At 35.2% G+C, this 24,627-nt stretch carries 27 protein-coding genes and 1 tRNA gene; 7 read left to right on the forward strand and 21 right to left on the reverse strand.

The features are described 5' to 3' along the window. Positions 1 to 21 precede the first annotated feature (21 nt). The gene (locus C1638_RS20060) at positions 22 to 1,320 is read left to right on the forward strand and encodes an HlyD family secretion protein (protein WP_109623717.1); all 1,299 of its coding nucleotides are present in this window, start codon (positions 22 to 24) and stop codon (positions 1,318 to 1,320) included. Positions 1,321 to 1,645: 325 nt separating this feature from the next. On the opposite strand, the gene C1638_RS20065 is transcribed toward C1638_RS20060, so the two are convergent. The 7 genes from C1638_RS20065 to greA form a co-directional block, all read right to left on the reverse strand. Then, a tRNA-Met gene (locus tag C1638_RS20065) sits at positions 1,646 to 1,719 on the reverse strand. Positions 1,720 to 1,766: 47 nt separating this feature from the next. Continuing rightward, on the reverse strand, positions 1,767 to 3,059 hold the full coding sequence (locus tag C1638_RS20070; RefSeq protein ID WP_109623718.1) for a TlpA family protein disulfide reductase: 1,293 nt from the start codon (positions 3,057 to 3,059) through the stop codon (positions 1,767 to 1,769). Between the two features lie 61 nt (positions 3,060 to 3,120). Then, entirely contained in the window at positions 3,121 to 3,345 is a 225-nt protein-coding gene (locus tag C1638_RS20075; protein WP_076357252.1) for a signal peptidase, read from the reverse strand. A gap of 8 nt (positions 3,346 to 3,353) precedes the next feature. Next, on the reverse strand, positions 3,354 to 5,327 hold the full coding sequence (locus C1638_RS20080) for a T9SS type A sorting domain-containing protein (protein ID WP_109623719.1): 1,974 nt from the start codon (positions 5,325 to 5,327) through the stop codon (positions 3,354 to 3,356). Between the two features lie 75 nt (positions 5,328 to 5,402). Next, entirely contained in the window at positions 5,403 to 6,590 is a 1,188-nt protein-coding gene (gene clpX / locus C1638_RS20085; RefSeq protein WP_076357254.1) for an ATP-dependent Clp protease ATP-binding subunit ClpX, read from the reverse strand. Positions 6,591 to 6,661: 71 nt separating this feature from the next. Beyond that, positions 6,662 to 7,051: an HIT family protein gene (locus tag C1638_RS20090; protein WP_109623720.1), complete on the reverse strand. Its 390-nt coding sequence runs from the start codon at positions 7,049 to 7,051 to the stop codon at positions 6,662 to 6,664. Positions 7,052 to 7,108: 57 nt separating this feature from the next. Then, entirely contained in the window at positions 7,109 to 7,579 is a 471-nt protein-coding gene (gene greA / locus C1638_RS20095; RefSeq protein ID WP_076357258.1) for a transcription elongation factor GreA, read from the reverse strand. A gap of 110 nt (positions 7,580 to 7,689) precedes the next feature. Here greA and C1638_RS20100 point away from each other — a divergent pair, with 110 nt between their 5' ends. The 4 genes from C1638_RS20100 (at position 7,690) to C1638_RS20115 (ending at position 11,102) form a co-directional block, all read left to right on the forward strand. Next, positions 7,690 to 8,145 (forward strand): hypothetical protein, encoded by a 456-nt coding sequence (locus tag C1638_RS20100; protein WP_109623721.1) that lies wholly within the window; start codon positions 7,690 to 7,692, stop codon positions 8,143 to 8,145. 1 nt (position 8,146) lies between these two features. Next, positions 8,147 to 8,596 (forward strand): D-aminoacyl-tRNA deacylase, encoded by a 450-nt coding sequence (gene dtd, locus C1638_RS20105; RefSeq protein WP_109623722.1) that lies wholly within the window; start codon positions 8,147 to 8,149, stop codon positions 8,594 to 8,596. 14 nt (positions 8,597 to 8,610) lie between these two features. Continuing rightward, positions 8,611 to 9,210, forward strand: a complete 600-nt coding sequence (locus tag C1638_RS20110; protein WP_109623723.1) for a hypothetical protein — start codon at positions 8,611 to 8,613, stop codon at positions 9,208 to 9,210. 239 nt (positions 9,211 to 9,449) lie between these two features. Then, complete coding sequence (locus tag C1638_RS20115) at positions 9,450 to 11,102, forward strand: S8/S53 family peptidase (RefSeq protein ID WP_109623724.1); 1,653 nt, start codon at positions 9,450 to 9,452, stop codon at positions 11,100 to 11,102. A 62-nt stretch (positions 11,103 to 11,164) separates the two neighbouring features. On the opposite strand, the gene C1638_RS20120 is transcribed toward C1638_RS20115, so the two are convergent. The 8 genes from C1638_RS20120 to C1638_RS20160 all read right to left on the reverse strand — a co-directional run bounded on the left by C1638_RS20120 (position 11,165) and on the right by C1638_RS20160 (position 16,749). Further along, positions 11,165 to 11,677: a hypothetical protein gene (locus tag C1638_RS20120; protein ID WP_109623725.1), complete on the reverse strand. Its 513-nt coding sequence runs from the start codon at positions 11,675 to 11,677 to the stop codon at positions 11,165 to 11,167. Positions 11,678 to 11,734: 57 nt separating this feature from the next. Then, positions 11,735 to 12,274 carry a hypothetical protein gene (locus tag C1638_RS20125; RefSeq protein ID WP_109623726.1) on the reverse strand — a complete coding sequence of 180 codons (540 nt, stop codon included), beginning with the start codon at positions 12,272 to 12,274 and terminating at the stop codon, positions 11,735 to 11,737. A 248-nt stretch (positions 12,275 to 12,522) separates the two neighbouring features. Then, a complete protein-coding gene (locus C1638_RS20135; protein WP_109623727.1) occupies positions 12,523 to 13,896 on the reverse strand; it encodes a DUF4153 domain-containing protein in 1,374 nt (457 codons plus the stop codon). A 46-nt stretch (positions 13,897 to 13,942) separates the two neighbouring features. Further along, positions 13,943 to 14,428, reverse strand: a complete 486-nt coding sequence (locus C1638_RS20140; protein WP_109623728.1) for a Coq4 family protein — start codon at positions 14,426 to 14,428, stop codon at positions 13,943 to 13,945. 11 nt (positions 14,429 to 14,439) lie between these two features. Beyond that, positions 14,440 to 14,733, reverse strand: coding sequence for a hypothetical protein (locus C1638_RS20145; protein WP_109623729.1), 294 nt, complete (start codon positions 14,731 to 14,733; stop codon positions 14,440 to 14,442). A gap of 73 nt (positions 14,734 to 14,806) precedes the next feature. Further along, positions 14,807 to 15,097 (reverse strand): winged helix-turn-helix domain-containing protein, encoded by a 291-nt coding sequence (locus C1638_RS20150; protein WP_076357282.1) that lies wholly within the window; start codon positions 15,095 to 15,097, stop codon positions 14,807 to 14,809. Between the two features lie 73 nt (positions 15,098 to 15,170). Continuing rightward, positions 15,171 to 15,788: a hypothetical protein gene (locus C1638_RS20155; protein WP_109623730.1), complete on the reverse strand. Its 618-nt coding sequence runs from the start codon at positions 15,786 to 15,788 to the stop codon at positions 15,171 to 15,173. Between the two features lie 196 nt (positions 15,789 to 15,984). Next, on the reverse strand, positions 15,985 to 16,749 hold the full coding sequence (locus C1638_RS20160) for an enoyl-CoA hydratase/isomerase family protein (protein WP_109623731.1): 765 nt from the start codon (positions 16,747 to 16,749) through the stop codon (positions 15,985 to 15,987). A 258-nt stretch (positions 16,750 to 17,007) separates the two neighbouring features. Here C1638_RS20160 and C1638_RS20165 point away from each other — a divergent pair, with 258 nt between their 5' ends. Next, entirely contained in the window at positions 17,008 to 17,559 is a 552-nt protein-coding gene (locus tag C1638_RS20165) for a phage tail protein (protein ID WP_109623732.1), read from the forward strand. Positions 17,560 to 17,595: 36 nt separating this feature from the next. Then, on the forward strand, positions 17,596 to 18,417 hold the full coding sequence (locus tag C1638_RS20170) for a T9SS type A sorting domain-containing protein (RefSeq protein WP_109623733.1): 822 nt from the start codon (positions 17,596 to 17,598) through the stop codon (positions 18,415 to 18,417). 65 nt (positions 18,418 to 18,482) lie between these two features. On the opposite strand, the gene C1638_RS20175 is transcribed toward C1638_RS20170, so the two are convergent. The 6 genes from C1638_RS20175 to C1638_RS20200 form a co-directional block, all read right to left on the reverse strand. Further along, a complete protein-coding gene (locus C1638_RS20175; RefSeq protein ID WP_109623734.1) occupies positions 18,483 to 19,187 on the reverse strand; it encodes an SMUG2 DNA glycosylase family protein in 705 nt (234 codons plus the stop codon). Positions 19,188 to 19,197: 10 nt separating this feature from the next. Then, a complete protein-coding gene (locus C1638_RS20180) occupies positions 19,198 to 19,977 on the reverse strand; it encodes a DUF4241 domain-containing protein (RefSeq protein WP_109623735.1) in 780 nt (259 codons plus the stop codon). Positions 19,978 to 20,136: 159 nt separating this feature from the next. After that, complete coding sequence (locus C1638_RS22460) at positions 20,137 to 20,298, reverse strand: bacteriocin-like protein (protein WP_165826567.1); 162 nt, start codon at positions 20,296 to 20,298, stop codon at positions 20,137 to 20,139. 180 nt (positions 20,299 to 20,478) lie between these two features. Then, the gene (gene paaZ / locus C1638_RS20190) at positions 20,479 to 22,974 is read right to left on the reverse strand and encodes a phenylacetic acid degradation bifunctional protein PaaZ (RefSeq protein ID WP_109623736.1); all 2,496 of its coding nucleotides are present in this window, start codon (positions 22,972 to 22,974) and stop codon (positions 20,479 to 20,481) included. Between the two features lie 117 nt (positions 22,975 to 23,091). Continuing rightward, entirely contained in the window at positions 23,092 to 23,919 is an 828-nt protein-coding gene (locus tag C1638_RS20195; protein ID WP_109623737.1) for an alpha/beta hydrolase, read from the reverse strand. 17 nt (positions 23,920 to 23,936) lie between these two features. After that, complete coding sequence (locus tag C1638_RS20200; protein ID WP_109623738.1) at positions 23,937 to 24,530, reverse strand: acyltransferase; 594 nt, start codon at positions 24,528 to 24,530, stop codon at positions 23,937 to 23,939. Between the last annotated feature and the right edge of the window lie 97 nt (positions 24,531 to 24,627).

A 24,627-nucleotide genomic window follows, 5' to 3' on the forward strand; every position in this document is an offset into this window, starting at 1 on the left:
TGGAAATTTTATTCTAAAAAAATGAAACAAGACATTTTAGACAATATTGAACTTCGCTCCGAAAGCGTACAGGATATTCTTACACAGCCACCCCATTGGATGATACGCTGGGGAAATACAATGATTTTCATCATCATCCTACTTATTTTTGTGATGAGCTACGTCATAAAGTATCCGGAATTTGTGCCGGCTCCCATTATTGTAACTTCTCAAAATCCACCTGAGAAAATAGAAGCCAGAATTGGAACCAAAATTGAAAAAATATTTATTAAGGACCATCAGCAAGTAAAAAAGCATGATGTATTGATGGTAATGCAGTCAGCAGCCAATTATAAAGATATTTTAGAGCTGAAGAAGATTGTGGACTCTATTTCTCCCAATCAACTAAATTCTTTTCCTCTTGCACAGGCATCAAGATATAAACTGGGAGAGCTACAGGGTGAATACAACAGCTTTGCAAAAGCTTTTCAGGATGAAGAACTTTTCACAAGGTTACAGCCGTATGCTCCGGAAAGCTTAGCTAGCAATCAAAGTATTTCTGAGTATAAAATAAGAATGGCTACCTTAAGGCAACAGAAAAATTTGGAATCTGTAAAATATGATCTGAGCAGAAAAAACTTCAACAGATCTCAAGAACTGTTCAATCAGGGAGTAATTTCTGCGATGGAGCTTGAAAATGAAAAGATCAAATATCTTCAGGCTCAACAAAATCTTGAAAATCTTAATATTTCTATCTCCCAAGCAGAAGAAGGTATTTCCAATATTAATAAAACCAAAAGTGTAACGGTTATTAATAATGAAAAAGAAAAGATTACATACTCTGCACAAACACTACAGCTTTTTGAACAGCTTCGAAAAGCCTTAAAGCAATGGGAGCAAAATTATCTTGTTATTTCATCCACAGATGGTGTTGCCAGCTTTCAGCAATTTTTTGGCGAAAATCAGTTTGTAAAAGCCGGGGAGCCTATCGTATCTATCCTGCCAAGCAATAAGGAGAAATTAGTAGGCAGAATGTCTGTTCCTACAATCAACTCAGGAAAGATTATACCTGGGGAGAAAGTATTGATCAAACTTGACAATTACCGTTTTCAGGAATATGGTATCATCGAAGGAAAGGTTCAGAACATTTCTCTTATTCCTGATGATAAAGGAAACTATTATGTAGATGTAGTATTGCCTAAAGGATTAAAGACAAGCTATAATAAAACGCTTACCTTTGATAAAGAACTTAGAGGTAGCGCTGAGATTGTAACTCAGGATCTAAGGTTGATTGAAAGATTCTTCTATCAGATCAGAAAGCTATTAGGATATCAAGCCTAATAAAATTAAGATAAAGACAAAAGCTGCCGTTTCATTGCTAAATGAAACGGCAGCTTTTTTTACATGTTGTTCAAACATTTATCTCCAGTATAAAAGTTCTGTGAACTTCTATTATATTAATCAATATGGTATAGGGAAATATAAAAAGGTATAAAACTAAATTTGTCATGAAATAACCAAATTCTATAAGATGGAATAACATTTACATATTTAGGAATAGATTTTATGATAGCAATCAGATCATTTTTGATAATTAAAATGAGAGAAAAGTGAGACCTGATATAAAATAAAAACCGCAATCATTAGTAATGATTGCGGTTTATTGTAGCGAAGACGGGAATTGAACCCGTGACCTCAGGGTTATGAATCCTGCGCTCTAACCGACTGAGCTACCTCGCCTCCTTTTTGGTGGTGCAAATATAGAAAATATTTCTTTACCTCCAAAATTATTTTAACTTAAAATATTCTAAAACATCACCAACATGGTCTGGTTTACTGATTATCTTATTGTTAGCATCTAAAATAAAATACGTTGGCGTTGCATGAATATTGTAGGTATCTACATAATTACTGTTCCATCCTCTCAATTCTGAATCATTGATCCAAGGAAATGCTGCAATCTTGCTCGTATAAGAGCTTTTGTCAACATCTAAAGAAAAAGCAACAACCTGTATATTCTTTGTCTTTAAATCATTGTATTTTTCCAATAACTTAGGCAGCTCACTTTCACAATGTGAACAGGTGGATGACCAAAAGACAATAACTTTTTTATCTGCTTTTATATCATAAAGTGATTTAGCAGTAGTGTTCGTAGCTGATTGGAACTTATAATTAGGAAAAGCAGCTCCCATCTCCACATTAGCGTTAGATTTTAAGGTAGAAGCAAGTCTGTCATTAATGGTACATTTAAGATTCTTTGCCTGGCTTAAATATTTATTTTTAAACTCATCCATGTCATATACATCAAAGATGTCAATAAGCTCGGATAATACAGTCTGCCCTCTTGGTGTTTCTACCTTTAAACGGTCTAAAAGTTTATCTACTGAAGCTCCAACATTAGTAGTACCTCCAGAGTTTAAATAAGCCACCAAAACAGGTCTTAGTAATGATGAACTTTCCAGCATATCATTGGACTTATCTAAGAAATTGATAATTTCCTCCTGATCTACTTTTTTAGCAGAATCTACCGGTGCAGACAGAAACTTACTGTAATTGGTATTATAATAAGAAATGAATGGATGCTGTGCTGCATCAATTGAACTAGCTTTCCCTGAAAGTCTGTCAATTTCTAATTTCAGTGCTTTTCCAAATTCTGTATTGTCTTTATAATATTCTTTGATCTGAGCCAGTGCCGGCAGAATAAGTTCTTTTTTTTGTGAACCTTCTTGCTGCTTGCTCATCAGATTGTTCGCCTCATCCAGGTAAATTATTTCCTTAACTTTATTATTCTGAGTTTCAATCTTAAGATTTACATTCTTATTTTCAGAAATAAAGCTAATCGTATTATTGGTTCCGGGGAAATAAACTTTCATCATTCCCATATAGTTATTGGGATATTTAAAGGTCCATGTATTGTTCTTACTTTGTTCTTTAGTAACAATAATATCTTTTGAACCGTTTAATGTATATAGAATAGCATCCTGATCTTTAAAATCTGCGGAGGCCTGAACTGTAACTGTAAACTGAGCTTGCAGAGCAAATGCAGCTAAAACTGCAGATAGTGTATAAACCTTTTTCATAGAGTAAAAATAAAAAAACTCTCTGACTAATCAGAGAGTTTGATATTATTTTAATAAAATTTTATGCTTTTACGCTTTTATACTTTTTTGTATAATATGCAATGAATGCAAATGCTACAATAGAAAGTAAATATACGTACATATCAATTGGTGATGATGGTGCTCCTCCGGTACCGTGTCCTCCGGTACCTCCTCCACCTGGAACTGGCATATCATCTATATCTGCCTTTGCCAAAAATGTGGCAAAAAGAAAAAACGCAAATACTAGTTTATTTATAGTTTTCATATTAATTTTTATTTTAAGATTTTGGTGTTAACTATTACTCCTTTATCCGAAACCACTTTTACAATGTAAGAACTCTTCACTGAACCGTCTAGCTCAATTACGAAATCCCTAGATGCATCAACTGATTTTTTAGAGATAATAAGTTTACCACTCATATCATAAACTTCAATATCTGCTTTTCTCCAATCTGGATCAAATCTAACTATATAATTACTAATTGCAGGGTTGTAAACAACCATCGTTCTGGAAAGCGTTTCTGTTTCCTTAGTTGCTAGAGAACCTCTATCAGGTGCTCCATAATATAAATTATATGACTTTGAACTTACAGGAATAACATCTCCCTGCTTTGCTTCTTGTACTGTTCCATTAGAAGCTTTATAGAAGAATCCAATTCCTGAAGACAAGTTATGTACTCCAGCTGGAATCATCTCAGCATTTTCTCTAATTTCAAATTTGTAAGAAACAATTTTTTTATCTGGCTTAGCATAATCAAAGTTATATAGCAATATATCTTTTCCTAAAAAGTTACTTTCACTGGCTTCATTAATGTATAACCAGTATTTAGCATTGTAGTTAGGATCATACCCACCATTTAAAGCTTCTTCAAATGTTCCAATCGGACTTGCTGAACTTGCAGCAGCCTGTACTGTAGTTGCAATAGAAATCTGGTGTCCTGTAGTTGCCGTAGGAGAAACTACATAATAAGTTCGTGCAATTTCGTTACCGCTTGCATCAAGACCAATAACACCAAGCTGCTTAACACTTGCGCTGTTTGATTTATTGCTAATTCTTGCAGCATTTACGTTATAGTCAGTTCCATTAGCTCTTACTGAATTCTTGAAACGTCTAAGAGTGTTAAAGTTCAGAGTCTGCGCTGAGTTATCTCTAAGCTTTATAATAAATGGCTGCATTGGTTTAATAAGTAATCCAATATCTCCTACAGGAGTTCCATCTAAATTAAACGTTTGCGTTAATGCACCAGTAGTGTAGGTATATCCATTGGCTAAAGTAACAACATTCCCTGAAGTATATTCAATACCCATGATGTTGCTAACATTATTACCATCTGTAACTGTTCCGTTTTCAATAAAACCAATCTTTGAAAGATCTAGGTTTGTCAAAAATGGATTTCCAAATTGGTAAATGTTTTTACCATACGTTGGGTTCCATGCTCCATTAGGAAGATCGAACTGATCTTGAAGGTAAGAGTTATAAGCTTCGCCATAACTATTTGCTCCATTACCGTTAGGACCGAAATATACATTTCCACCATTCTGTAAAGATACAGAAGCAAGTGGTGCATATGGTCTTCCGCTCAACGTGTATACAGAAGCAGGCGTTGGTGGAACATTTAAGTTTAGGTTATTATTTCTAGAACCTAACATATAATATCCCGTACCGTTACTTGTTGTACTTGCCAAACTTGTAACATGGTCAGATTTAGCTTGGAGGTTATTCCATTGCAAAATCAAATCATTGTTTACACTATTAGTGTTTTGGATATCTCTTGCAGTACCAAATGTTTTACCTAATTCTGTTGATAGGGAATTATAAGCCTTTCCAAAGAAAGGAAGGGCAATCTGTTGAAAATAATTACCTGTACCTTGTTTATCAGTCAGATATTCTTTACTTACAACACCTGTGACATTGGATTGGGATAATCCATCGATATACAACTGACCATACGTGGAACTCGCATAGGTAGCAGGAGTATTTAGCCTTAAAACAATATTTCCGCCATCGGTTTTATCAGCCCCGCCAGCGTCGATTGTTTTAAAAGCGTCTGTACCAGATCCTACAACCATGATATTTCCATGCACGTCCAAAAGGCCATTACCTTTTGTTTGTACACCTCCACCGCTATAAACTAGGGTGCCTTCGCTCACATACATATTAGCATTAGTGTCAACATGACATAGTATCTGCGCCTGAACAGAGTAACTAATTGCTAAAAGACCTATAGCAAATAAACTTTTTCTCATTGTATAAATTATTTGTGTGTTAATACAATCTTCACCCGCAAAGGTATTATATTTTTCTTTAAAAAAAAAACATTTTTATCTATTAATCAAAATATTATCTTCTGTTAAGACAATCTTTTTCTCCTCTCCGATTGAAAACATATAGTCTTCCAAGACTTTCTCAGTGGTCCCTCTTAGACCTCTTGCTCCTAATCCTTTTTCGATAGTTTCTTCTACAATTCTTTCAATTGCACCGTCTGTAATAACCAAATCTGTGCCATCCATTTTGAAAAGTTCCACAAATTGATTCACAATTGAGTTTTTAGGCTCTTTCATAATTCTTACTAACGTTTCTTTCGTTAGTTTATCGAGATAAGTAATGATTGGAAATCTTCCTAAAAGTTCAGGAATTAATCCGAAAGAACGAAGATCAACTGCATTAATATTTGTTAATACATATTCTTCTTCATCTGTTTTATTGATCTTTTCAGAACTGAAACCAATCGCCTGCTTATTCATTCTTCTTTCGATGATTTCCTTGATTCCATCAAAAGCACCTCCTGCAATAAACAGAATGTTTTGAGTGTTCACCTGAATATACTTTTGGTCAGGATGCTTTCTCCCTCCCTGTGGCGGAACGTTTACAATACTTCCCTCCAATAATTTCAGTAACCCCTGCTGTACTCCTTCTCCGGAAACATCTCTTGTAATGCTTGGATTATCAGATTTTCTGGCAATTTTATCGATTTCGTCAATAAAGACAATTCCTTTTTCTGCTTTTTCCACATCATAGTCTGCCACCATCAATAGTCTTGAAAGGATACTTTCAACATCTTCCCCTACATAGCCGGCCTCTGTTAAAATAGTAGCATCTACAATACAGAAAGGAACATTAAGTTCTCTGGCAATAGTTTTTGCCAACAGGGTTTTTCCAGTCCCTGTCTCTCCTATCATGATGATATTTGACTTTTCAAGCTCTACTTCCCTGTTTTCATCCTGGGCATGAAGCAATCTTTTATAGTGGTTATATACAGCAATTGAAAGCTGTTTCTTTGCTTGGTCCTGACCAATAACATACTGGTCTAGAAATACCTTAATTTCTTTTGGTTTTTTAAGATCTTCCATATTGTCTGCAGGTGAATATCCTGATTTAGACGCACTATCTTTAACAATAGTATGCGCCTGCTCTATACAATTTTCACAAATAAAACCGTTCTGCCCGGAAATCAACATCTGTACTTCACTTCTTTTTCTGCCGCAGAAAGAACACTGGTTTGAATTCATATGAGATAATAATATATATGTATATGTTAAAGAAAATCGTAAAAAATTTCTTTTTTACGATTTTCTGTGTTTTAAGAATTAATAATTGAGTTTTGAATCTCTGTATATTCTTCGTTCGTTAATTTTAATCTTTCATTTCTAAAGTTCATGTCCTCCACCTTGTTTAAAGGAATAAGATGAATGTGGGCATGAGGAACTTCAAGTCCTACCACCGCTACTCCTACTCTTACACATGGAATTGCAGTTTTGATCTTCTTGGCTACCTCTTGGGTAAATCCCCAAAGGTTTTTGTATTCTTCACTTTCAAGATCAAAAATCAAATCCACTTCTTTTTTAGGAACTACTAAAGTATGTCCTTTCACCAAAGGCATTGCGTCTAAGAATGCGATAAAGTTTTCATCCTCTGCAATTGTATAGGAGGGAATTTCGCCATTGATGATTTTTGTGAATATAGTGCTCATTTATCAGAAGTTAGAGGTTATATACTTAGAAGTTAGAAATAGAAAGTTAGTATCAGACTATAGAGAGATGTCTAATACTTCAAATGAAAGCTTATTACCGTTTGGTAAGGTAATTTCTGCAGTTTCGCCAATAGCTTTTCCTAACAAACCTTTTGCGATCGGTGTGTTTACAGAAATTTTCCCTGTTTTAAGGTCACTTTCGTTATCTGGTACCAATTTAAATACCTGCTCTTGTTTAGTCGCATTATTTTTAAGTTTCACTGTTGTTAAGATTGAAACTTTTGAAGTATCTAATTGGCTTTCGTCTATAATTTTAGAAGTTGAGATAACATCTTTTAGCTTAGAAATTCTCATTTCAAGCATCCCCTGAGCCTCTTTAGCCGCATCGTATTCTGCATTTTCAGACAAATCCCCTTTGTCTCTTGCCTCTGCGATCTGCTGAGTGATTTTTGGTCTCTCCACAGTTTCCAACTGTTCCAGCTCAGCTTTCATTTTCTCTAGGCCCTCCTTTGTTACATAGCTTGCCATAATTTTCAAAATTTAGTTTTAGTATAAAAAAATAATCCGACATTTGCCGGACAATGTTTTACGTGTTATAATCGTTTAATTTTTACAAATATATAAAAATTTAAATTGAAATGAAAAAAACTTTTTCGATACTATCTATTTTCATTTTATTGATTTTCAATAGTTTATCTATAAATTCATGTGGAAGTAGAGAAGATACAGTGAACTGCTTTCCCAACAACCCCATCAATGTTATACTTAATTTGAACCTCCCTGCATACAATGCTCTAACCTATGATAATGGCTGGGTTTATGTGAACGAACAACAGGCCGGAACAAGAGGCTTGATCGTTGTACGTGTGGGGAATGGATTCAAAGTCTATGATAGAAATGCACCTCATCTATGTCCTGACAATGATACAACCCTTGAAGTAAAAGAAAATATTGCGATTTTATGTCCTAAGGACAATACAAGATGGATCTTAAGAACCGGTGAGCCTCAGTCGGGTTCCAAAACCTCCCTTCCCCCTAAAACATATCCTTATAATTTTGATCCTGTAACAAAGGTTTTAAATATTTATTACTAAAATGAAAATCGTTATACAAAGAGTCTCAGAATCCAGTGTAAAAGTAGACGGAAAAATAGTTGGTGAAATTGGTAAAGGCTTAATGCTGCTGGTAGGCATTGATGAGAATGATGAAAAGGCAGATGCTGACTGGCTGGTACAAAAAGTAGTAAACCTCAGGATCTTTGGGGATGAAGATGATAAACTCAATCTTTCGGTGAAAGATATCTCCGGAGAGATCCTGTGCATCAGTCAGTTTACTTTGATTGCTGATTACAAAAAAGGCAACCGCCCTTCTTTCATTAAAGCGGCCAAACCTGATAAGGCCATTCCATTATTTGATTATTTTAAAGAAGAAATAGCAAAGTCTGGTCTTAAAACTGAAAGCGGCATTTTCGGAGCGGATATGAAAGTTTCATTGATCAATGATGGGCCAGTTACCATCATTATGGATTCCATTACAAAAAGTTAATTAGACAAAACAAAATGAAAAACAGAAATATAGTGATCACTTATCTGTTGATTACTTTAATTTTCCTGAGTGAAGTTGTTTTAAATTTCAATAAATACAGTTACAGAGGATATTACACTGATAAAATCATCGGATGGCTATGGCTGGCAATGACAGTCTTTATCATCATCAAACTTTGGAAGAAAAAAGCGATTAAAGCTTATTTTGGTCTTTTGGTGGCCGGGATTATTTTGAGTATTCTTCCCATGATGATTCCTTTCTTTGCTCTTCTCAGTTATTTTTCAACTATTGACAGCTATCAAAGGATTTCGCTTAATGATGAGTACCGAATTGAGAGACATCGTCCCGGAGCATTATCTAAGCCGCAAATCGCAATCTATCAAAAGAAGGGTATTTTTGAAAAAAGAATCGGTAAAACTCCTTATGTAGTAGTTTTGGAAAAGGTTCTACAACGTCCTTCAATTGATATCTCAAGTGATGAACGAAACGAGTCTATTCAGGAAGCAAAGCTCGTTAGTGCTAATAAAGACAGCATTGGAATTGAATATAAAATCATGAATAAAAAGCAGATTTTTTATCATAAAAATAAAGAAGATTGGTTTGATGATTTGTAAGATTACATCTTCATTTTTTCTAAACCCAAAAATACCTTTCAATAATGTTGAAAGGTATTTTTTTGTCATAAAATCACTAAAAATTTTCTCATTTATCTTTTTTAAATTCAAATAAATCATCTGTGAAAAGCTAAAACACAGAGTTTGAAAAATAAATTCACAAAAATGTGATTTGTTTTTGTTTTATTATTAATTTTGAGATTATCCAAACTTATTCTCAACCATTTAACAAAAATATTATGAAAACAAAATTTAATTTTTCTACACTGTTAGTGTTTTGTTTCTTCTTTTCTTTTGGTCAGGTACAGTCTGACCGTAATCATCAAAGTGATGTAATTTATGTGTGCTTTTCCAAGGATATTGAATCTGAAAAAGCAGCTTTCAGCAAAAATTCGGATCTGGAAAAATTTGCCAGAGAAAACGGAATTTCATTTACCTACGATCTTGGCTTTAATGACAAAAAAATTAATGAAATGATGGAAGGCAGTAAGATGAATGGAAACTCCGGAGAGTCTGTTCAAAAACTGAAAAGAATATTTAAAGCGAATTTTCCTCTGCAGAATGATGAAACATCTCAAAAGCTTATTCAAACTTTAGAAAGATTTCCTGAAATAGAATATGTATCTGTAATGAGCGGTACCCCCATTGAACCGCCGGTAGTGAATATGTTTGTAGCAACTCCCGATCTTGAAAGTCTGCAAACTTATCTGAATGACAACCCCGGAATTAATGCAAAGTATGCATGGTCCAGAGGAGTTACAGGACAAAACATCAGAATTCGTGATGTGGAGTATGGTTTTTATAAAACTCATGAAATGCTTTCCAATCAAAATTCTATACAATTGGAACCTGGATATACTCCTAATTCAGGGTTATCAAATAACAACTACAGAGATCACGGAACAGCTGTGGTAAGTATTTTAGGATCTATAAAGGATAATATCGGACTTACAGGTGCTGTTTACAATGCTTCAGAAATAAAGGGATATATGGAATGGACAACTGTTGGCTACAACAGAGCATCAGCAGTAAGCAGATCCATCAATGCATCTCAGGCCGGAGACATCATTTTATATGAAATGCAGACGGGTGGAAAAGACGGTCAATATTGCCCTGCTGAGTATGACAGTGTGATTTGGGATCTTACAAAAGCTGCTACAGATTCAGGGATTATCATCGTTGCAGCAGCAGGTAATGGAAACCAGGACCTGGATGATCCTTTTTATGCAGCATATAGAGCCAGAGGGAACAGCGGTGCTATTATTGTAGGAGCCGGAACTCCTAATACTACTCATTCTAAACAAAGTTTCAGTACGTTTGGAAGCCGAGTTGATGTACAAGGATGGGGAAGCAGCGTTCTGGCAGCAGGATATGGTTCTTACCAGAAGTATGACAATGATAATAACAGAACTTACAATTATTTCAGTGGAACAAGTTCTGCAACTCCTACGGTAGCTTCTGCTGCAGTATTGGTTCAGTCTTTTTACCGCCAGACTACAGGACAATACCTAAGTCCTGCTGCTATGAAAAACCTATTGGTATCTACAGGAGTTCCTCAGGGCGGTACAGATGTTAATAAAAAGATAGGTCCGCTTCCAAATGTAAGAAACGCCATATTACAATTGGAAAGTAAATTTGCAGCTCCTGTGAAAACACTAACTCCACTAGAGGTAAAAATCTACCCTAATCCGTCTAGCAGCTCTATTGCCATTCAAAATACTGAAAATAAAAAACTGGATATCGAAATCTTCAATATGTATGGAAGATCAGTTATAAAAAGTAATGTTTCGTCAGATGAAAAGATTAATATTTCACATCTGCCGGCAGGTCAGTATATCATCAATATTAATGAGGGACAGAGAAGAGTGGTTGAAAAATTTACTAAACTATAATATAAACAAAAACACCTTTCAGTATCCTGAAAGGTGTTTTCTCTTAATAAACTTTTATAAAATTACTTCGCAGGAACGCTGCTGAAGTTAAGGGCTACTTTAATGTTCATATCTGAAGTTGTTTGATTTTTCAGTTCATAAACAGTTCTTACGGTCAATCCTGAGCTTTTTACAATTTCATCCAAAAATCCGGTATCATTCAAATCCAGATTTAGACTGGAAGAATTATTGGACATATTGGAACGTGATGCAATAAGCCTCTCTCCTGTCCCATTAGATGAAACATATATTTTCACGGATTTAAATGCGCTTAAATTTCCTCCTGATGGAGAAGCTACGGAGATCTTTGCCTCAGAAATTCTTACATCTTTGATCTTTGCATTATTATTTCCTCCGAACCATGTTTGTACATTGGTAGCAGTTGATGTAGAAGAAACCTCTTTGTCAGCAGGTACCCCTGTGGAAACTAAAACATTTGCTGTGTATGGAAACGTATTCTGAACCAGCGACTGTACGGTTCCGCAACTTACAAGTACAGCTGAGGCAGCCATTGCTGTTAGAACTATATTTTTCATAATATTAAATTTAAACTTTGGGTATAGTTTGCAGAAACTGTACCAAATTGGTTAATCCTACTCTATACTTACAGTAAAATGCCCCTTGGTGTTCCCTGAAGCCATATTACTTTTCCCGATAATCAACCAAACCTCTCCTTTTCCGGGAACTTCATAGGTGATATCTCTTCCGAAAGGACCATCGTAGTTTCCGTTGGGAAGTTTAATCTGATTAAACCTGATGTTAAATTCTTTTTCTTTCGTTGAAATTTTTGCTTTTATATTGGGCTGATCAAAATTGGTAAGCTTCAACACAAGTTCCTGATCATCTTTAGTAAACTCTTCACCTAATGTAAACGGAAGCTGGGAAGCGTCTGCTGTTCTTACAATTTGTCCCTCTTTTTCATTTCTCATCACTCCTTTACGTAAAACTTCCTTGGTAGCAGGAGCATTGTTAATAATTGAGTCTCTTTTTCTCAATACTGCAGAATCTGTCTTATAAACTGAATCCGGCATTTCTGTTACCACTGCAGAATCCTTTTGGGATATATCTGTTACAGCAGGATCCTTTTTACATGAAATGATAATCAATGGAATTAACAATAAGCTTTTTTTCATAATAATTAATTTTAAGAATGTGGATACAGCATTCTGTTAAGTCCTATTTAACTGCGAAAATTGTTCCAACTCTTTTGAAAGTTTCGTTTTTTTATGGAATTATCTTTTCATTGCTGTTTTTAATCAATTTAAATGTGAAATACATAAAATTGAGCATTATTCCCATTAAAAGGGTTACACCCCAAGTTTTTGTATATTCCAAAGGGTAAATAAACCTTATCACAATATCATTGAAGAGTCCAAAAGGATTATTGAGAGATAGTTTCATAATAACCAACCTTTGAAAGAAAGGTTTTTGCCTTTTCGTTATTAATCTTATCGAGCAGATTCTTTTTAAGCTTCAAATCATTCTTCTCTTCTGCATATTTTAAAAGGTTCTTTTCACTAAAGTTGACTGAACCAAAATGATAATTAACGGCAAAGTCTTTACGCTTCATATTCTGTGAAGTAATAAAACCGCCCCAATTGAAATAACTGCAAACTAAAATTATCACATAAAAATACCAAACCATTGTATTGAAAAGAAATGCATTGCGTTTTCTTTTTTGAATTTTAATAAAGGTAAGCCCAAGCCCAATCAAGGATAGAAGCAAGAATGCAAAGACACCAAGTCTTTTATAGGTAAAGGCATAATTAACAATGTATTCATAGTTTTTTACCGCTGCGGATAATATCAAGACAGCATTAAGGAAGATCCAGATCTTGGCCAAGATTTTCATCAGTTTTGCTTTAGAATCAAAGTTAAAACCAGATTTAAAGTAAAACATAATCACCAAAATAGCCATTACTATGGAGAGGATCACGGCATTTACCCTTTCATGAGTTTCCTCTGATAGCTGAACCGGTGTTTTAGAAATTTCATAAAACTGTTCATAATTGTAAGTTGCGATGAAGAAAACCAATAAAATATTCAGTGAAAAAAAAGATACAATTCCACTTATTCTTTCAGCATCAAGATCAAGGAATGAGTAGGTTGCCTTTGGAGCCTGAACATCTTTTTGAAAGTCGTTATCCAGAGATTGATTGTTTTTATAGATGAACTTTTCAACAGCGTGATTCCAGTAGTTAAAGGCAATGAAGAATCCTAAAACGGTAAGGCAGAACACCTGCCAAAGATTAATATCAAGCTCATAATCTGTAAACAGGGCTGCAAAGTGGTCACTGCCTGCTGCATAAATTCCAAAGAAAACGGATAAAAGCAATAATGGAATCAGAACGAAAGCCATTATTTTTTGCCATACCCCTGAAACATTCCCTTTGGGAAGCCAATCATCCAGCATAAAGATTCTACAGATTGAAGTACAGCTGTTCACAACAAAGACCGGAATGAGAAGAAGGGTTTTCATTCTTCTGTTTTTCGATTTATAGGCAAGCAAAAGAAGTGAGCTTATAACGGCCAGAAAGGATGGAAAGTCTCCATACCATGCAAAGGCTATACTTGAAAGAATACTTGTAGCCGTAAGAATATAGAATGTTCTGGTTTTATTCTTTTCACCTGTTTTAAAAAAAGTCAAAACTGCATATAGGATTCCGAGGATCCCAAGATTCAGCCCTAGGTCCTGATCGTAGAACAGAATGACAAATAGGGCTGTTGTGAGAAATATATAATGATGTGTTTTCATGTTTTAAAGAATTAAGAGATTAACAAAAATTTTCCATATAGATATTTTAATGGAGTACAACGGTATCTTTCTGTTGAATAAAGTCTTTCAGATGATCAAAGTTCTGCCACAATAAGCTTTCAAAATCCCACTGATGAAATTCTCTCATGTTTTGTCCTTTCTTATAAGCTTTGATATAAATTTTCACATATTCAGGCAGGATAAATGTTCCCAAAACGATAGCTGCCAATAGATGGGCATTCAATTTTCCGTTTCCCAGCAAGAGATATTGCATGGCAATTTCATCCTCAAAGTTGGTTCCACAACCGGTAATCAAGTGATGAACATCGTGGTTTTCCATCTTGGGAATCATTGAGAATCCATGCTTATAATAGAATTCGCCAAGCTTTCGTCCCAATGAGTCTTCCTGAAACTCCAACAGCTGTCTTTCATTAAACTGCCATTGTCTCTTTTTCTTTTTAAAGTATTTTCTGTATAATTTTTGGGTTTTATCATACACAAAAAGCAGAAAATGAACGCGTATTTTTTTCATAGTGTATTTATTTAAATGATATTCAATCCTATTATAGCGTAAAGAATGGAAACGGGAATATTGATCAAAAGAAAACCTGCAGACTGATAGCATACTTTACGCTTAACCTTATCAATTTCACCATAGATCAGCAGTCCTGATAAAATAAAAAGGTTGAAAATTGCCCCATAAACAAGCAGTATAAAACCAGAATCGGCAAAATCAAAATCCTTGGTTATTATATATCCAAAAAGGCAGATGTTTCCCGCCAAGAAAAACAACCCGAATATTGTTTTCCCTAAGTTTAAAATGTTTTGTTCTGTCATATTAGTTTATAATAGTTTTATTTTAAAACAAAGAACTTTGAATTACAAAGTAAATTTTCAAAAAAATATAGGACTATCGTCCCAATAATTTTTCCAGTGCGTCCAAATGATCGGTAAATGCCTGCCTACCGTTTTGGGTGACTCGATAAGATGTTTTAGGCTTCTTTCCTACAAATTCTTTTTTCACTTCAATATACCCGGCTTTCTCCAACGCATTACTATGACTGGCTAAATTACCATCTGTAATTTCCAGTAATGTTTTCATTTCAGAAAAATCAACCCAGTCGTTGACCATAAGAACGGACATAATGCCCAATCTTACACGGCTTTCAAATTCTTTATTGAGTTGACTGATCTTGATCATAATAAGTAATAGGTAGCAGCTATTAGGAACAGATTACTAAGAATAGGAACCTAAGGAACTGCAAAGTTAATTTTTATTTATATTTTCTGTGCATGATCAATCCGTAAACGATGTGCAAAACACCAAAACCGACTGACCAAAATACAAGCCCCCAACCTAGAAAAAACAGGGAAAATAATCCTAGGGTGACTTCACAATATCCCAGATATTTTACATCCGGTAATGTATACCTTTCAGCGCTTATCAAACCTAATCCATAGAAAACCAAGGTTGTTGGTGCAACCCATACTATTAAATGATGGAAAATAAGTGCCGAACAGAAGATTCCTCCGGCTGCTAAAGGGACTGCAAAGGTAACTAAAAGTCGCTTTGTAGTGGCATCCCAGATCTTCAGCCCTTTCTTTTTGCTCTTATTGGCTGTAAAAATATACCCGCAAAAAACCGCCATTACCAAAACTACAAGCCCGGTGAGTACCAGCTCCTGAACTAAATCAGGAGTAAAAGTAAGCCTGGCTCCGTTTATATAGCTCACTTTCTTACTTTCCATCGCATAATATGCATATCCGGCTCCCAAAAGCGCAACCACACCGGCAGCAACTCCGGATAAACCGCTCAATGAAATAAATCTGGAGGACCGCTCCATCATGGAACGGATATGGGATAAGTCTTCGTGATAATTTTTTACATCCATAAAAAGAACTTTGAATTACAAAGTTATAATTTTTTTTTAATCAACAAATATTTTTTTCAAATATTTACACTGATGGTTTATTTGCTTCAGGAAAAATCTCTGTAAAACTAGTATTAAAGGTATGTTTACTTGTTTTATACTCACAAAAAAAGCCGCTGAACGAGTCAACGGCTGAATATTTTAAAACAATCTGTTATTATTTGGCTCTCAGTCTTTCTTTGATAGCTCCGATGTTCTTCTTCGCAGAGTCCTCCAAAATAAGGCTTGCACTCATATGGATTCTTGCCGGCATCAATTCGTCGAAATGATCTGTTCCCTCCCAGGAAACTTTCTTGATTAATGCTAATGCATCACTGCTTCTTGATGCCAATGTCTGTAAAAATTTCTCCAGTTTCTCATCCATTTCCTGAATATTATCTGAAACGGAATGATAAACATTATGCTGTTCTGCCCATTCGGCAGATCTGAAGTCTGCATCAATAGCCATTGCAGAGAATTGTGACTTTCCTATTTTTCTTTCTACATAAGGCCCTATTACAAAAGGTCCTATTCCAAGGTTGATCTCCGTAAGTGCTAATGCAGAATCTTTTGTTGCAAAGCAGTAATCTGCTCCACACGCAATACCTACTCCACCTCCTGTAGTTTTTCCCTGAACTCTTACCACAACTATTTTCCCACAATTTCTCATGGCATTAAGAACTTTTGCAAAACCACCGAAGAATTTTGTAGAAGCTTCCAATTCTTCAATTGCTAGAAGTTCGTCAAAACTTGCCCCTGCGCAGAACGCTTTTTCGCCTTCACTTTTTACTAAAATAGCCTTTACCTCATCTTTGGCTCCTTCTTCTAAAATAGTTTGAGCCAGTTTTTCTAAAATTGCTCCGGGAAGAGCATTACTTTTTGGAGTTCCGAAAGTAATTTCGGCAATATTATTTTTAATTTCTGATGCTACGAATTCGTTCATTTTAATTTTTATTGGATTCTTACAAAAATACTAAATACAGTGCTTTTAGAGAAACTTAAGGGAGGTAAATTATATAGAAAATGTTTAAAAATGAACATTATTGGAAATGAATATGGATGATGAATACAAGGAGCTTATAAATCCTTATACGTAGAAATACGGAATCTTCAATTTGGTATTTTCTACTCTAGTCCTGCTTTTCTATTAGTTGTTCCTTTGGACTAAGAAATAAACAATTAAAGATTAAAACTATTTATTATGGACGAATACATTGGAATCATTAAGTTATTTGCAGGAAATTTTGCACCAAGAGGATGGATGTTCTGTGATGGGAGACTACTTAGTATTGCTAACTACTCAGCTGTATTTTCAATTTTAGGAACTACATACGGTGGTGATGGAAGAACAACATTCGCACTTCCCAACCTTAAAGGAAAAATGGCTCTTGGAGCAGGGGCTGTATCTTCAAACGAAAATTATCCATTGGGAGTTGTAGCAGGAACAACCCAAACGACTCTTTTGGCATCAAATCTTCCAAGTATTGGCGCTGGTTTTCAACTTAAAGTAGCTAATAAAAATGCTAATTCATCAACTCCTGCTGCTACCTCTTCTATTGCTATAACAGGAACACCGGCTGGAAGAGATTTCAATGTTGTTCCAAGCTTTGTTAATAATGCAAATCCTGATACGGTTATTAATGGCCAAAGTATCGCATTTATCGGACAAAACTTACCTGTAAATAATATGCCTCCTTACCTAGGATTAAATTACATCATCTGTATTGAGGGGATTTATCCTCCGAGGGATTAATATCTATAATAATCTAATATTTAAAACAAAAAAATCATGAAAAGCACTACTATTTTTACAATTTGTAGTCTGCTCATTTCAATTTTTTCATTTGGGCAGACTAGTTCAGAGCAATTTGAAACAGAATCAAACGGAAGTACAAGCTTCACTGATAATGGGGTAATTTTTAACATCGTTTCCCATGTAAGTGTTTTTGACATTCAAGGTAATTTCCCAGGAACAGGCTGGAATGGGACGAGTATTGACAATCGTTATATTGATAATTCTAGCAATACTGATTTCTCGCCATCTTTCAGTATAAGAACAACCTCTAATTTATTTAAGGTAAACAGGTTCTGGATGTTTCTTTCTTCACTGCAGCTTGAACTCAATGTACAAGGTTCTGTTACTATAACCGGGAAATTGAATGGTATCACTAAATTTACCCAGACAAAAACGACCGGGTTTGCAACAAGTTTAGGTCTAACAAATGGTTATACATTGTTTGACTTAACTAATTTAAATGGTCAGAATTACTCAAATATTATTATTGATGAGCTTCGAATTACTGTAACCGGAGCATTCAGATATGTTGCTCTCGATGCTTTCACATGGGTAAAAGACAGTGGTGTTGTACTGGGTACAACTGAAACTAAAGTTTCTCAAAAAGACCTTACTGTTTACCCCAATCCAACCAATGGTCCGCTTTCTTTAACAACTGAGAAAGGTACAGAAGCAAAAATTTATAGTCAGGATGGTAAACTGCTCAAAAGCATTCAAACTCAGAAAGGGATTAATACAATTGATGTTTCAGAATTTCCAAAAGGAGTTTATTACATCAAAACACCTACTGAATCTACTAAAGTCATTAAAAACTAATATCAAGAAATCACACATAAGTGCTTGTTCCCCATAAAGATTCTAATTCATAAATGGCAAAACCCTTAACTAATGTTTAAGGGTTTTGTTTTTAATGCTACAATATATTTGTCTATATACAGTTGCTTTTCTTTCGACTTGTATTGCTGAATGTATCTGGGATGTTCCAAAACAGTCATTACATCAAACAATTTGGCTTCTTTGTTAAGTTTTGAAATAAATTCTGCATTCTTTTTACCCAAAATAAAAACCTCTGAGGTATCCAGATCCAGGCTGATATGTTTCTTTAAGGAATCTATCATAAAGTCCTTTACTGCTGCAAACAATTCTTTATCGTCATAATAATTGGCATTGAGCCATCCATTATTTGTTTTTCTTACGATAGCCAGCGGGAAGGGTGAATTGATATAAATATCTTTGTAAAACAGATCTGCACCGCCATAATCTTCAATCATGTCATACATAAAAACTGAGGAAACTTCATGGGTATGGGCCGATTTCATTTTTATTCCACAGACGCTTTCCAATCTTTTGGTATCGGTAAACGGAACGCCTGTAACTCCTGCTCCGTGACGGCTGGGATTAATTCCAATGATGAATTTTCTTTTGTTGGAATCATTATAATATTTGTGATAAAACTTTTGCATAACCTCCAGCGTTTCCGGATTATCCAGATAGGGGTTCAGTACTTCAAAACCAGCGGGAAGACCTCCTGAATAGCTCAGATTTTCATTGAATGTAATAACCTGATCTGCAAAAGTTTTATTCATTGGTAGATGCTTATTTTAGAAAAACAAAATTATCGGGTTGATCTGAAGAATCGTCGTCTTCATCTTCATCATATTCTTCCTCTTCGGATAGTTCCAATTCTATATCGATAAAGTGAATATAAAGTCCACATATGTTGTCCTGCTCATCGTAAGCAAAATAAACCGGATATATTCCATCACCTATTCCACTTGCAAATATGGGAATCTGATATTCTGTATTAGGAACTGTCCAATTGATCCAATCCCCAAGATCTCTTTGATTTGCCGGATTTTTTTTATAGTTTTCTGCAAATAGTTCTGCAAAATAATCATCATAAATATTGTCTACATCAAGTTCTGAGATAAATTTTTCTACATATGGAACTACTTCAGGGTCTGCAACACATGCTAAACCGGCATCTACAGTAAATCCAAAGAATTCTCCTTCATTGGTGCCATCAAGTTCTTCTATTCCGATTAATGCTTCTCTATAGATAACTGGTTTTTCTTTTGTAAATTCTACTTTTACAGCTGCATATCGATCACTCCAGTCTTCTAGTTTTACCACGGCAATTGATACCGGAAAATTTCCTTTAGGAACATCCAAAAAATAGGGTTTCTCCTTTGTATTTAAATACACAAGCGGATCTCTTACAATTACTTTTCCTGATGGCAGGGAAACATTTCCTATTTCCATCACTTCCATCTTCTGATCCATAATTTCATCTGAAGTAAAATACGTTTCAATATCTACAGGAGATATAAGAGTGTTTTTTACTTCTTCCCATTTTTGCATCCAATTGTCGTTCATTGTTCAATATTTTTTTGAATTGATTTTAAGCCTGAAAGTAATGAATAAATATAAAGCCGTCAAATATAGCGGAGGGTTTTAACAAAAGATTATTAAAACAAAACAGCAAATCTGATGAAATGCTGTTTTATGTATTGTTAAATATTAAAATTGTGTACACTAAGAACTGGCACATATAACACATGCCGTTGCAAGGTCTGGCCATCTTCCGGGGATACAACATACTCCCGGAGGACAAGAATGAGGAGTACAAGACCAGATTGGGCCGCCTCCTTTAAGAGATCTCAATTCATTTCTCGAAAGTTTTTTTAAGTTTTTCATAGTCATTAGTTTTGATATTCTCTCCTACTCTATATGCTTTTCGGATTTCGCCTATTAAAGTTACTATTTTTTTAATTAAAAACTTTATAATTAACTGATATGATGAAAGTTCCCATTCTACCATATAAAAAGGCAGCAAATTATCTCTAAAATGCTGCCTAGTTCTATTTTTGTTTTGAATTAAATTAATCCAAACTGTTCAAAATGGTGAGTAAAATGCTTTTTGTGCATCAATTCCCACATTTCTTTGTTCAGTTTTCCAAACACAAAGTTCAGATGTTCTGCCTGTGGATTTTCTTTGTAATAAACCACAAATCTTTTCAGATTATCAATGAATGACTGTTTTGCAGCATCCAGATTCTTGTATACAGGTTCCGGAAGGAAGCCATCCTGTGGTAAGAACGGAGCAATAAAGTCCTTTGGCATTTTTCTATGGTTGTAAAGAGAGTCCTGATATTTTTCAATATTCTCTTCCGGAGTAAAGCATTTCTCAGCTTCCGGTTCTCCTAAACTTACCAATACTCCTTGTTCAAGGTGTTCGATCATTTGCTGTGGAGACATTTTACCCCATAATGCTGGAGTTTTTTCCGTTAATCCGTTTAAGATCTTTTGAACATTTTTCACATTCAGATCAATGAAAGGAGATTGCTTTGCCACCAATGTTAAGATGGTAGCTACACAAACGACCTCATCTCTTTGATTGATAACTTCAACCAGCCATTTTACAACTCCTGAAGGGATATTTCTTCCCTTTACTCCTCTGTTTATTTTCTCTTTTGCTGTCAGATAAACCGTAATGGTATCACCTGCATATACCGGTTTGAAGAAACTACATTCTTCTAATCCGTAATTAGCAATAACAGGTCCTTTTTTACCGGAAACAAATAATCCCGCCGCTGCTGAAAGGATAAAGTACCCGTGAGCAACCGTTTTATCGAAGATCGTCCCCGTTAAGCTTGTCGCATCGGTATGAGCGTAGAAATGATCCCACGAAACATTAGAGAAGTTCACGATATCTGCATCGGTAACGGTTCTTCCTGCTGTTTCTAGAGAGTCTCCCACTTCAACTTCTTCAAAATATTTCTGGAAAGGATGCTTGTCTGAGAATTTCTTCTCTGCCCCTTGCTGATAGATCTTGGTAATTGCTTTCAGGACATCCGGAGATCCCTGAATAGCTGTTTTTTGCAAGAAGAAATGTAGACCGCTTAGACCGCCCATTTCTTCACCGCCTCCTGCTCTACCTGGCCCTCCGTGCATTAATGTCGGAAGTGGCGAACCGTGTCCGGTACTTTCCTTGGCGTTATCTCTGTTCAACACAAAGATTCTTCCGTGTTGGGAAGCCATTTTCCATGATGTTTCTGCAATAAAGTTTTCGTCATGAGAAATGATGGATCCTACCAAACTTCCTTTTCCTCTTTTTGCCAGTGCAGCTGCTTCTTCAGCATCTTTATAAGGCATTAATGTAGATACAGGCCCGAAAGCTTCTACATCGTGAGAGATATTTTTTTCGAAAGGCTTGTCATTCAGGAATAATTTCGGACTCATAAATGCTCCGTTTTCATAGGATGCATCTACAAGTTCATGTTTTCCATCGTATACAAGCTCTGTTTCTGATTTTAAAATGTTTACTTTTCTTAAAACCTCTTCATATTGCTGTCTTCCCACCAAAGATCCCATTCTTGTTTCTCTGCTTAATGGGTTTCCTATTTTTGTTTGGTCTAAAGCTTTTGATAAAGCACTCTGAACGTCACCAATTAAATGTTCAGGAACAATAATTCTTCTGATCGCCGTACATTTCTGACCTGCTTTTGTAGTCATTTCGTTACGAACTTCTTTGATGAATAAATCAAATTCAGGAGTTCCCGGCTTTGCTTCTAATCCAAGGATTGAACAGTTCAGAGAATCTGCTTCCATATTGAAACGAACTGCATTTCCTGCAACAGATGGAAGAGACTTCAACTTTCTTCCTGTAGTGGCAGAACCTGTAAACAATACAGAATCTCCATCCTGAATATAATCCAGAATATTTCCAGGCTCTCCGCACACTAATTGTACAGCGCCCTCAGGTAATACTCCACTTTCAATCATATCCTGAAATACCACATTGGTAAGGTAAGAACCAAAAGGTGATGGCTTTACAATAGATGGTACTCCTGCTAATAAGGATGTGGATAACTTTTCTAACATTCCCCAAACAGGAAAGTTGTAGGCATTGATCTGTACAGAAACCCCCTCACTTGGTGTTAAAATGTGAGTTCCCAAATGAGTTCCGTTTGCAGAAATCTTCTGAGTGTCGCCATCTACCCAAAACGGGGTATTAGGAAGCATTCTCTTCGCCAATCCTGAATAGGTAAAGAAAGTTCCGAAACCTCCTTCAATATCCACCCATGAATCAACATGTGTAGCTCCTGTTTTATAAGATAATTCGTAATATTTTTTCTTTCTTTCCAGTAGATAAAGTGCTACTTTTTTCAACATTTCTCCACGATCATAGAACGTCATTGAAGAAAGGTTTTTGTATCCTACAGTCCTACCATAATCTAGAGCTTGTTCAAAATTCAATCCCTCTGTATCGGAAATAGCTACCTGCTCTCCTGTTACGGCATTGTATAAAGGAATACCTGCTCCGGTTCCCTCTACCCATTGTCCGTAGATATAGTTTTTTAGTTTTTCCATAAAATATTTTATACTTTAATTTATCAATGTATCAGTTTAACAATAAGATTCTTACTTCGTTCAGAATAACATTATATAATATGATTGTTAGATTTTTACATTGTTATATTGTTACATTTATTTTGGTTCCTGATATGGAAACATCTTCACCAATCCTTCGTATAAACTTCTGTGAAGAATGGTTGCATGATTGTCTGTTTCCATCATTTTATATTCAATTGTCCAGTTTTTCTTATTGGATTTTTTAAGAACATCAAACCAAGCTTGAGCATCTTTTACCATAACAGGATGTTCTCCTTTTCCTACAGAAACATAAACGAACTTTTTAGTATCCGGAGATTTTGAAAGTAATTGAGGAGCTTGTTTTAATAAACTTTCATCGTCCCACCATAAACTTGGGCTAATGATAAAGTAGTTATTGAACATTTCAGGTTTTTTCAATAGAATTTCTGTTGCCAGAAGCCCACCCAATGATTGACCAAACAAATATTTATCTGTTGTTTTAAACTGGGTTTCTATGTAGGGTTTTAATTCTTTTTCAAGAAAAGTGATGAACTTATCAGAATGTCCTGTTGTAGGGTAATCTTTTTGAAGATCCTTTAGATCTGTATGGAAAGTAAAGTCTCTTTTTCTGTCTATATTCGCAATTCCTACCACAATTGTCGCCGGCATGGAATACATTTGATTAAAGAACTGTACCAATCCTGAAACGTGGATAAAATCTTCATTCATACTACCATCCAGAAGATAGATAACAGGATAGGATTTTGTTTTATCAAATCCTTGAGGAAGATAAATATTCAATGTTCTTTCTTCATTTAAAACCTTGGATTTTAACGTCCTTACTTCACCGATGGTAAGTGGTTTTGTTGTTTCTGTCTGTGCTGACACTGTAAAGTTAACAGCAAACAGAATACTGCATAATATGAAAACTTTCTTTATCATGTTTAATTTTATAGTTATTATTTTATATCATCCCAGATGCTGTAATCCACCACTTTCGTAGGAATTTGCTGTACATATTCTGTAAATGGCTCACAAGGTAATATTGCTTCTTTTCCTTCTCTTGCCAATTCCTGATATAGCTTTGTTCCCTCCGTCTTCCAATGAATCATTTCATCGGAAACATCACGGATAACTTTTGCAGGGCTTCCTACAATCAGCTTTCTGGGTTCACATCTAAAATTAGCGGGTACAAAAGCCAATGCACCAACAATGCTTTCGTCACCAATATATGCCTTGTCCATCACCACAGAATTCATCCCGATTAAGCAATTCTTTCCAATGTGACCAGAGTGAATAATCGCTCCATGGCCAATATGTGCAGATTCTTCCAGAATTGTCTCTATATTGGGGAAAACATGCAGGGTACAATTTTCCTGAACGTTAGCTCCATCTTTAATGATAATTTTCCCCCAGTCGCCACGGATAACTGCATTAGGGCCAATATAGACTTCTTCACCAATTTCCACATTTCCGATAATAACGGCCTGCGGATGGATATAGGCAGATGATTTTATAATAGGACGGATACCGTGATATGAGTAGATGTTCATAAAAATTCTTGTTAAAAATTTTATTTAATAATGTATCTTAATTAATGTAACGATGTATCAGTTTACCAGTGTAACAATAAATACAATGCCGTATGAA

It is taken from the genome of Chryseobacterium oncorhynchi, assembly GCF_002899895.1.
In the GTDB taxonomy this organism is placed as follows: domain Bacteria; phylum Bacteroidota; class Bacteroidia; order Flavobacteriales; family Weeksellaceae; genus Chryseobacterium; species Chryseobacterium oncorhynchi.

What these genes read in the sequence shown, in the direction of transcription:
- C1638_RS20060 (WP_109623717.1), top strand. Translation starts at nt 22, where the DNA reads ATGAAACAAGACATTTTAGACAATATTGAACTTCGCTCCGAAAGCGTA.
- C1638_RS20070 (WP_109623718.1), bottom strand. Translation starts at nt 3,059, where the DNA reads ATGAAAAAGGTTTATACACTATCTGCAGTTTTAGCTGCATTTGCTCTG.
- C1638_RS20075 (WP_076357252.1), bottom strand. Translation starts at nt 3,345, where the DNA reads ATGAAAACTATAAATAAACTAGTATTTGCGTTTTTTCTTTTTGCCACA.
- C1638_RS20080 (WP_109623719.1), bottom strand. Translation starts at nt 5,327, where the DNA reads ATGAGAAAAAGTTTATTTGCTATAGGTCTTTTAGCAATTAGTTACTCT.
- clpX (WP_076357254.1), bottom strand. Translation starts at nt 6,590, where the DNA reads ATGAATTCAAACCAGTGTTCTTTCTGCGGCAGAAAAAGAAGTGAAGTA.
- C1638_RS20090 (WP_109623720.1), bottom strand. Translation starts at nt 7,051, where the DNA reads ATGAGCACTATATTCACAAAAATCATCAATGGCGAAATTCCCTCCTAT.
- greA (WP_076357258.1), bottom strand. Translation starts at nt 7,579, where the DNA reads ATGGCAAGCTATGTAACAAAGGAGGGCCTAGAGAAAATGAAAGCTGAG.
- C1638_RS20100 (WP_109623721.1), top strand. Translation starts at nt 7,690, where the DNA reads ATGAAAAAAACTTTTTCGATACTATCTATTTTCATTTTATTGATTTTC.
- dtd (WP_109623722.1), top strand. Translation starts at nt 8,147, where the DNA reads ATGAAAATCGTTATACAAAGAGTCTCAGAATCCAGTGTAAAAGTAGAC.
- C1638_RS20110 (WP_109623723.1), top strand. Translation starts at nt 8,611, where the DNA reads ATGAAAAACAGAAATATAGTGATCACTTATCTGTTGATTACTTTAATT.
- C1638_RS20115 (WP_109623724.1), top strand. Translation starts at nt 9,450, where the DNA reads ATGAAAACAAAATTTAATTTTTCTACACTGTTAGTGTTTTGTTTCTTC.
- C1638_RS20120 (WP_109623725.1), bottom strand. Translation starts at nt 11,677, where the DNA reads ATGAAAAATATAGTTCTAACAGCAATGGCTGCCTCAGCTGTACTTGTA.
- C1638_RS20125 (WP_109623726.1), bottom strand. Translation starts at nt 12,274, where the DNA reads ATGAAAAAAAGCTTATTGTTAATTCCATTGATTATCATTTCATGTAAA.
- C1638_RS20135 (WP_109623727.1), bottom strand. Translation starts at nt 13,896, where the DNA reads ATGAAAACACATCATTATATATTTCTCACAACAGCCCTATTTGTCATT.
- C1638_RS20140 (WP_109623728.1), bottom strand. Translation starts at nt 14,428, where the DNA reads ATGAAAAAAATACGCGTTCATTTTCTGCTTTTTGTGTATGATAAAACC.
- C1638_RS20145 (WP_109623729.1), bottom strand. Translation starts at nt 14,733, where the DNA reads ATGACAGAACAAAACATTTTAAACTTAGGGAAAACAATATTCGGGTTG.
- C1638_RS20150 (WP_076357282.1), bottom strand. Translation starts at nt 15,097, where the DNA reads ATGATCAAGATCAGTCAACTCAATAAAGAATTTGAAAGCCGTGTAAGA.
- C1638_RS20155 (WP_109623730.1), bottom strand. Translation starts at nt 15,788, where the DNA reads ATGGATGTAAAAAATTATCACGAAGACTTATCCCATATCCGTTCCATG.
- C1638_RS20160 (WP_109623731.1), bottom strand. Translation starts at nt 16,749, where the DNA reads ATGAACGAATTCGTAGCATCAGAAATTAAAAATAATATTGCCGAAATT.
- C1638_RS20165 (WP_109623732.1), top strand. Translation starts at nt 17,008, where the DNA reads ATGGACGAATACATTGGAATCATTAAGTTATTTGCAGGAAATTTTGCA.
- C1638_RS20170 (WP_109623733.1), top strand. Translation starts at nt 17,596, where the DNA reads ATGAAAAGCACTACTATTTTTACAATTTGTAGTCTGCTCATTTCAATT.
- C1638_RS20175 (WP_109623734.1), bottom strand. Translation starts at nt 19,187, where the DNA reads ATGAATAAAACTTTTGCAGATCAGGTTATTACATTCAATGAAAATCTG.
- C1638_RS20180 (WP_109623735.1), bottom strand. Translation starts at nt 19,977, where the DNA reads ATGAACGACAATTGGATGCAAAAATGGGAAGAAGTAAAAAACACTCTT.
- C1638_RS22460 (WP_165826567.1), bottom strand. Translation starts at nt 20,298, where the DNA reads ATGAAAAACTTAAAAAAACTTTCGAGAAATGAATTGAGATCTCTTAAA.
- paaZ (WP_109623736.1), bottom strand. Translation starts at nt 22,974, where the DNA reads ATGGAAAAACTAAAAAACTATATCTACGGACAATGGGTAGAGGGAACC.
- C1638_RS20195 (WP_109623737.1), bottom strand. Translation starts at nt 23,919, where the DNA reads ATGATAAAGAAAGTTTTCATATTATGCAGTATTCTGTTTGCTGTTAAC.
- C1638_RS20200 (WP_109623738.1), bottom strand. Translation starts at nt 24,530, where the DNA reads ATGAACATCTACTCATATCACGGTATCCGTCCTATTATAAAATCATCT.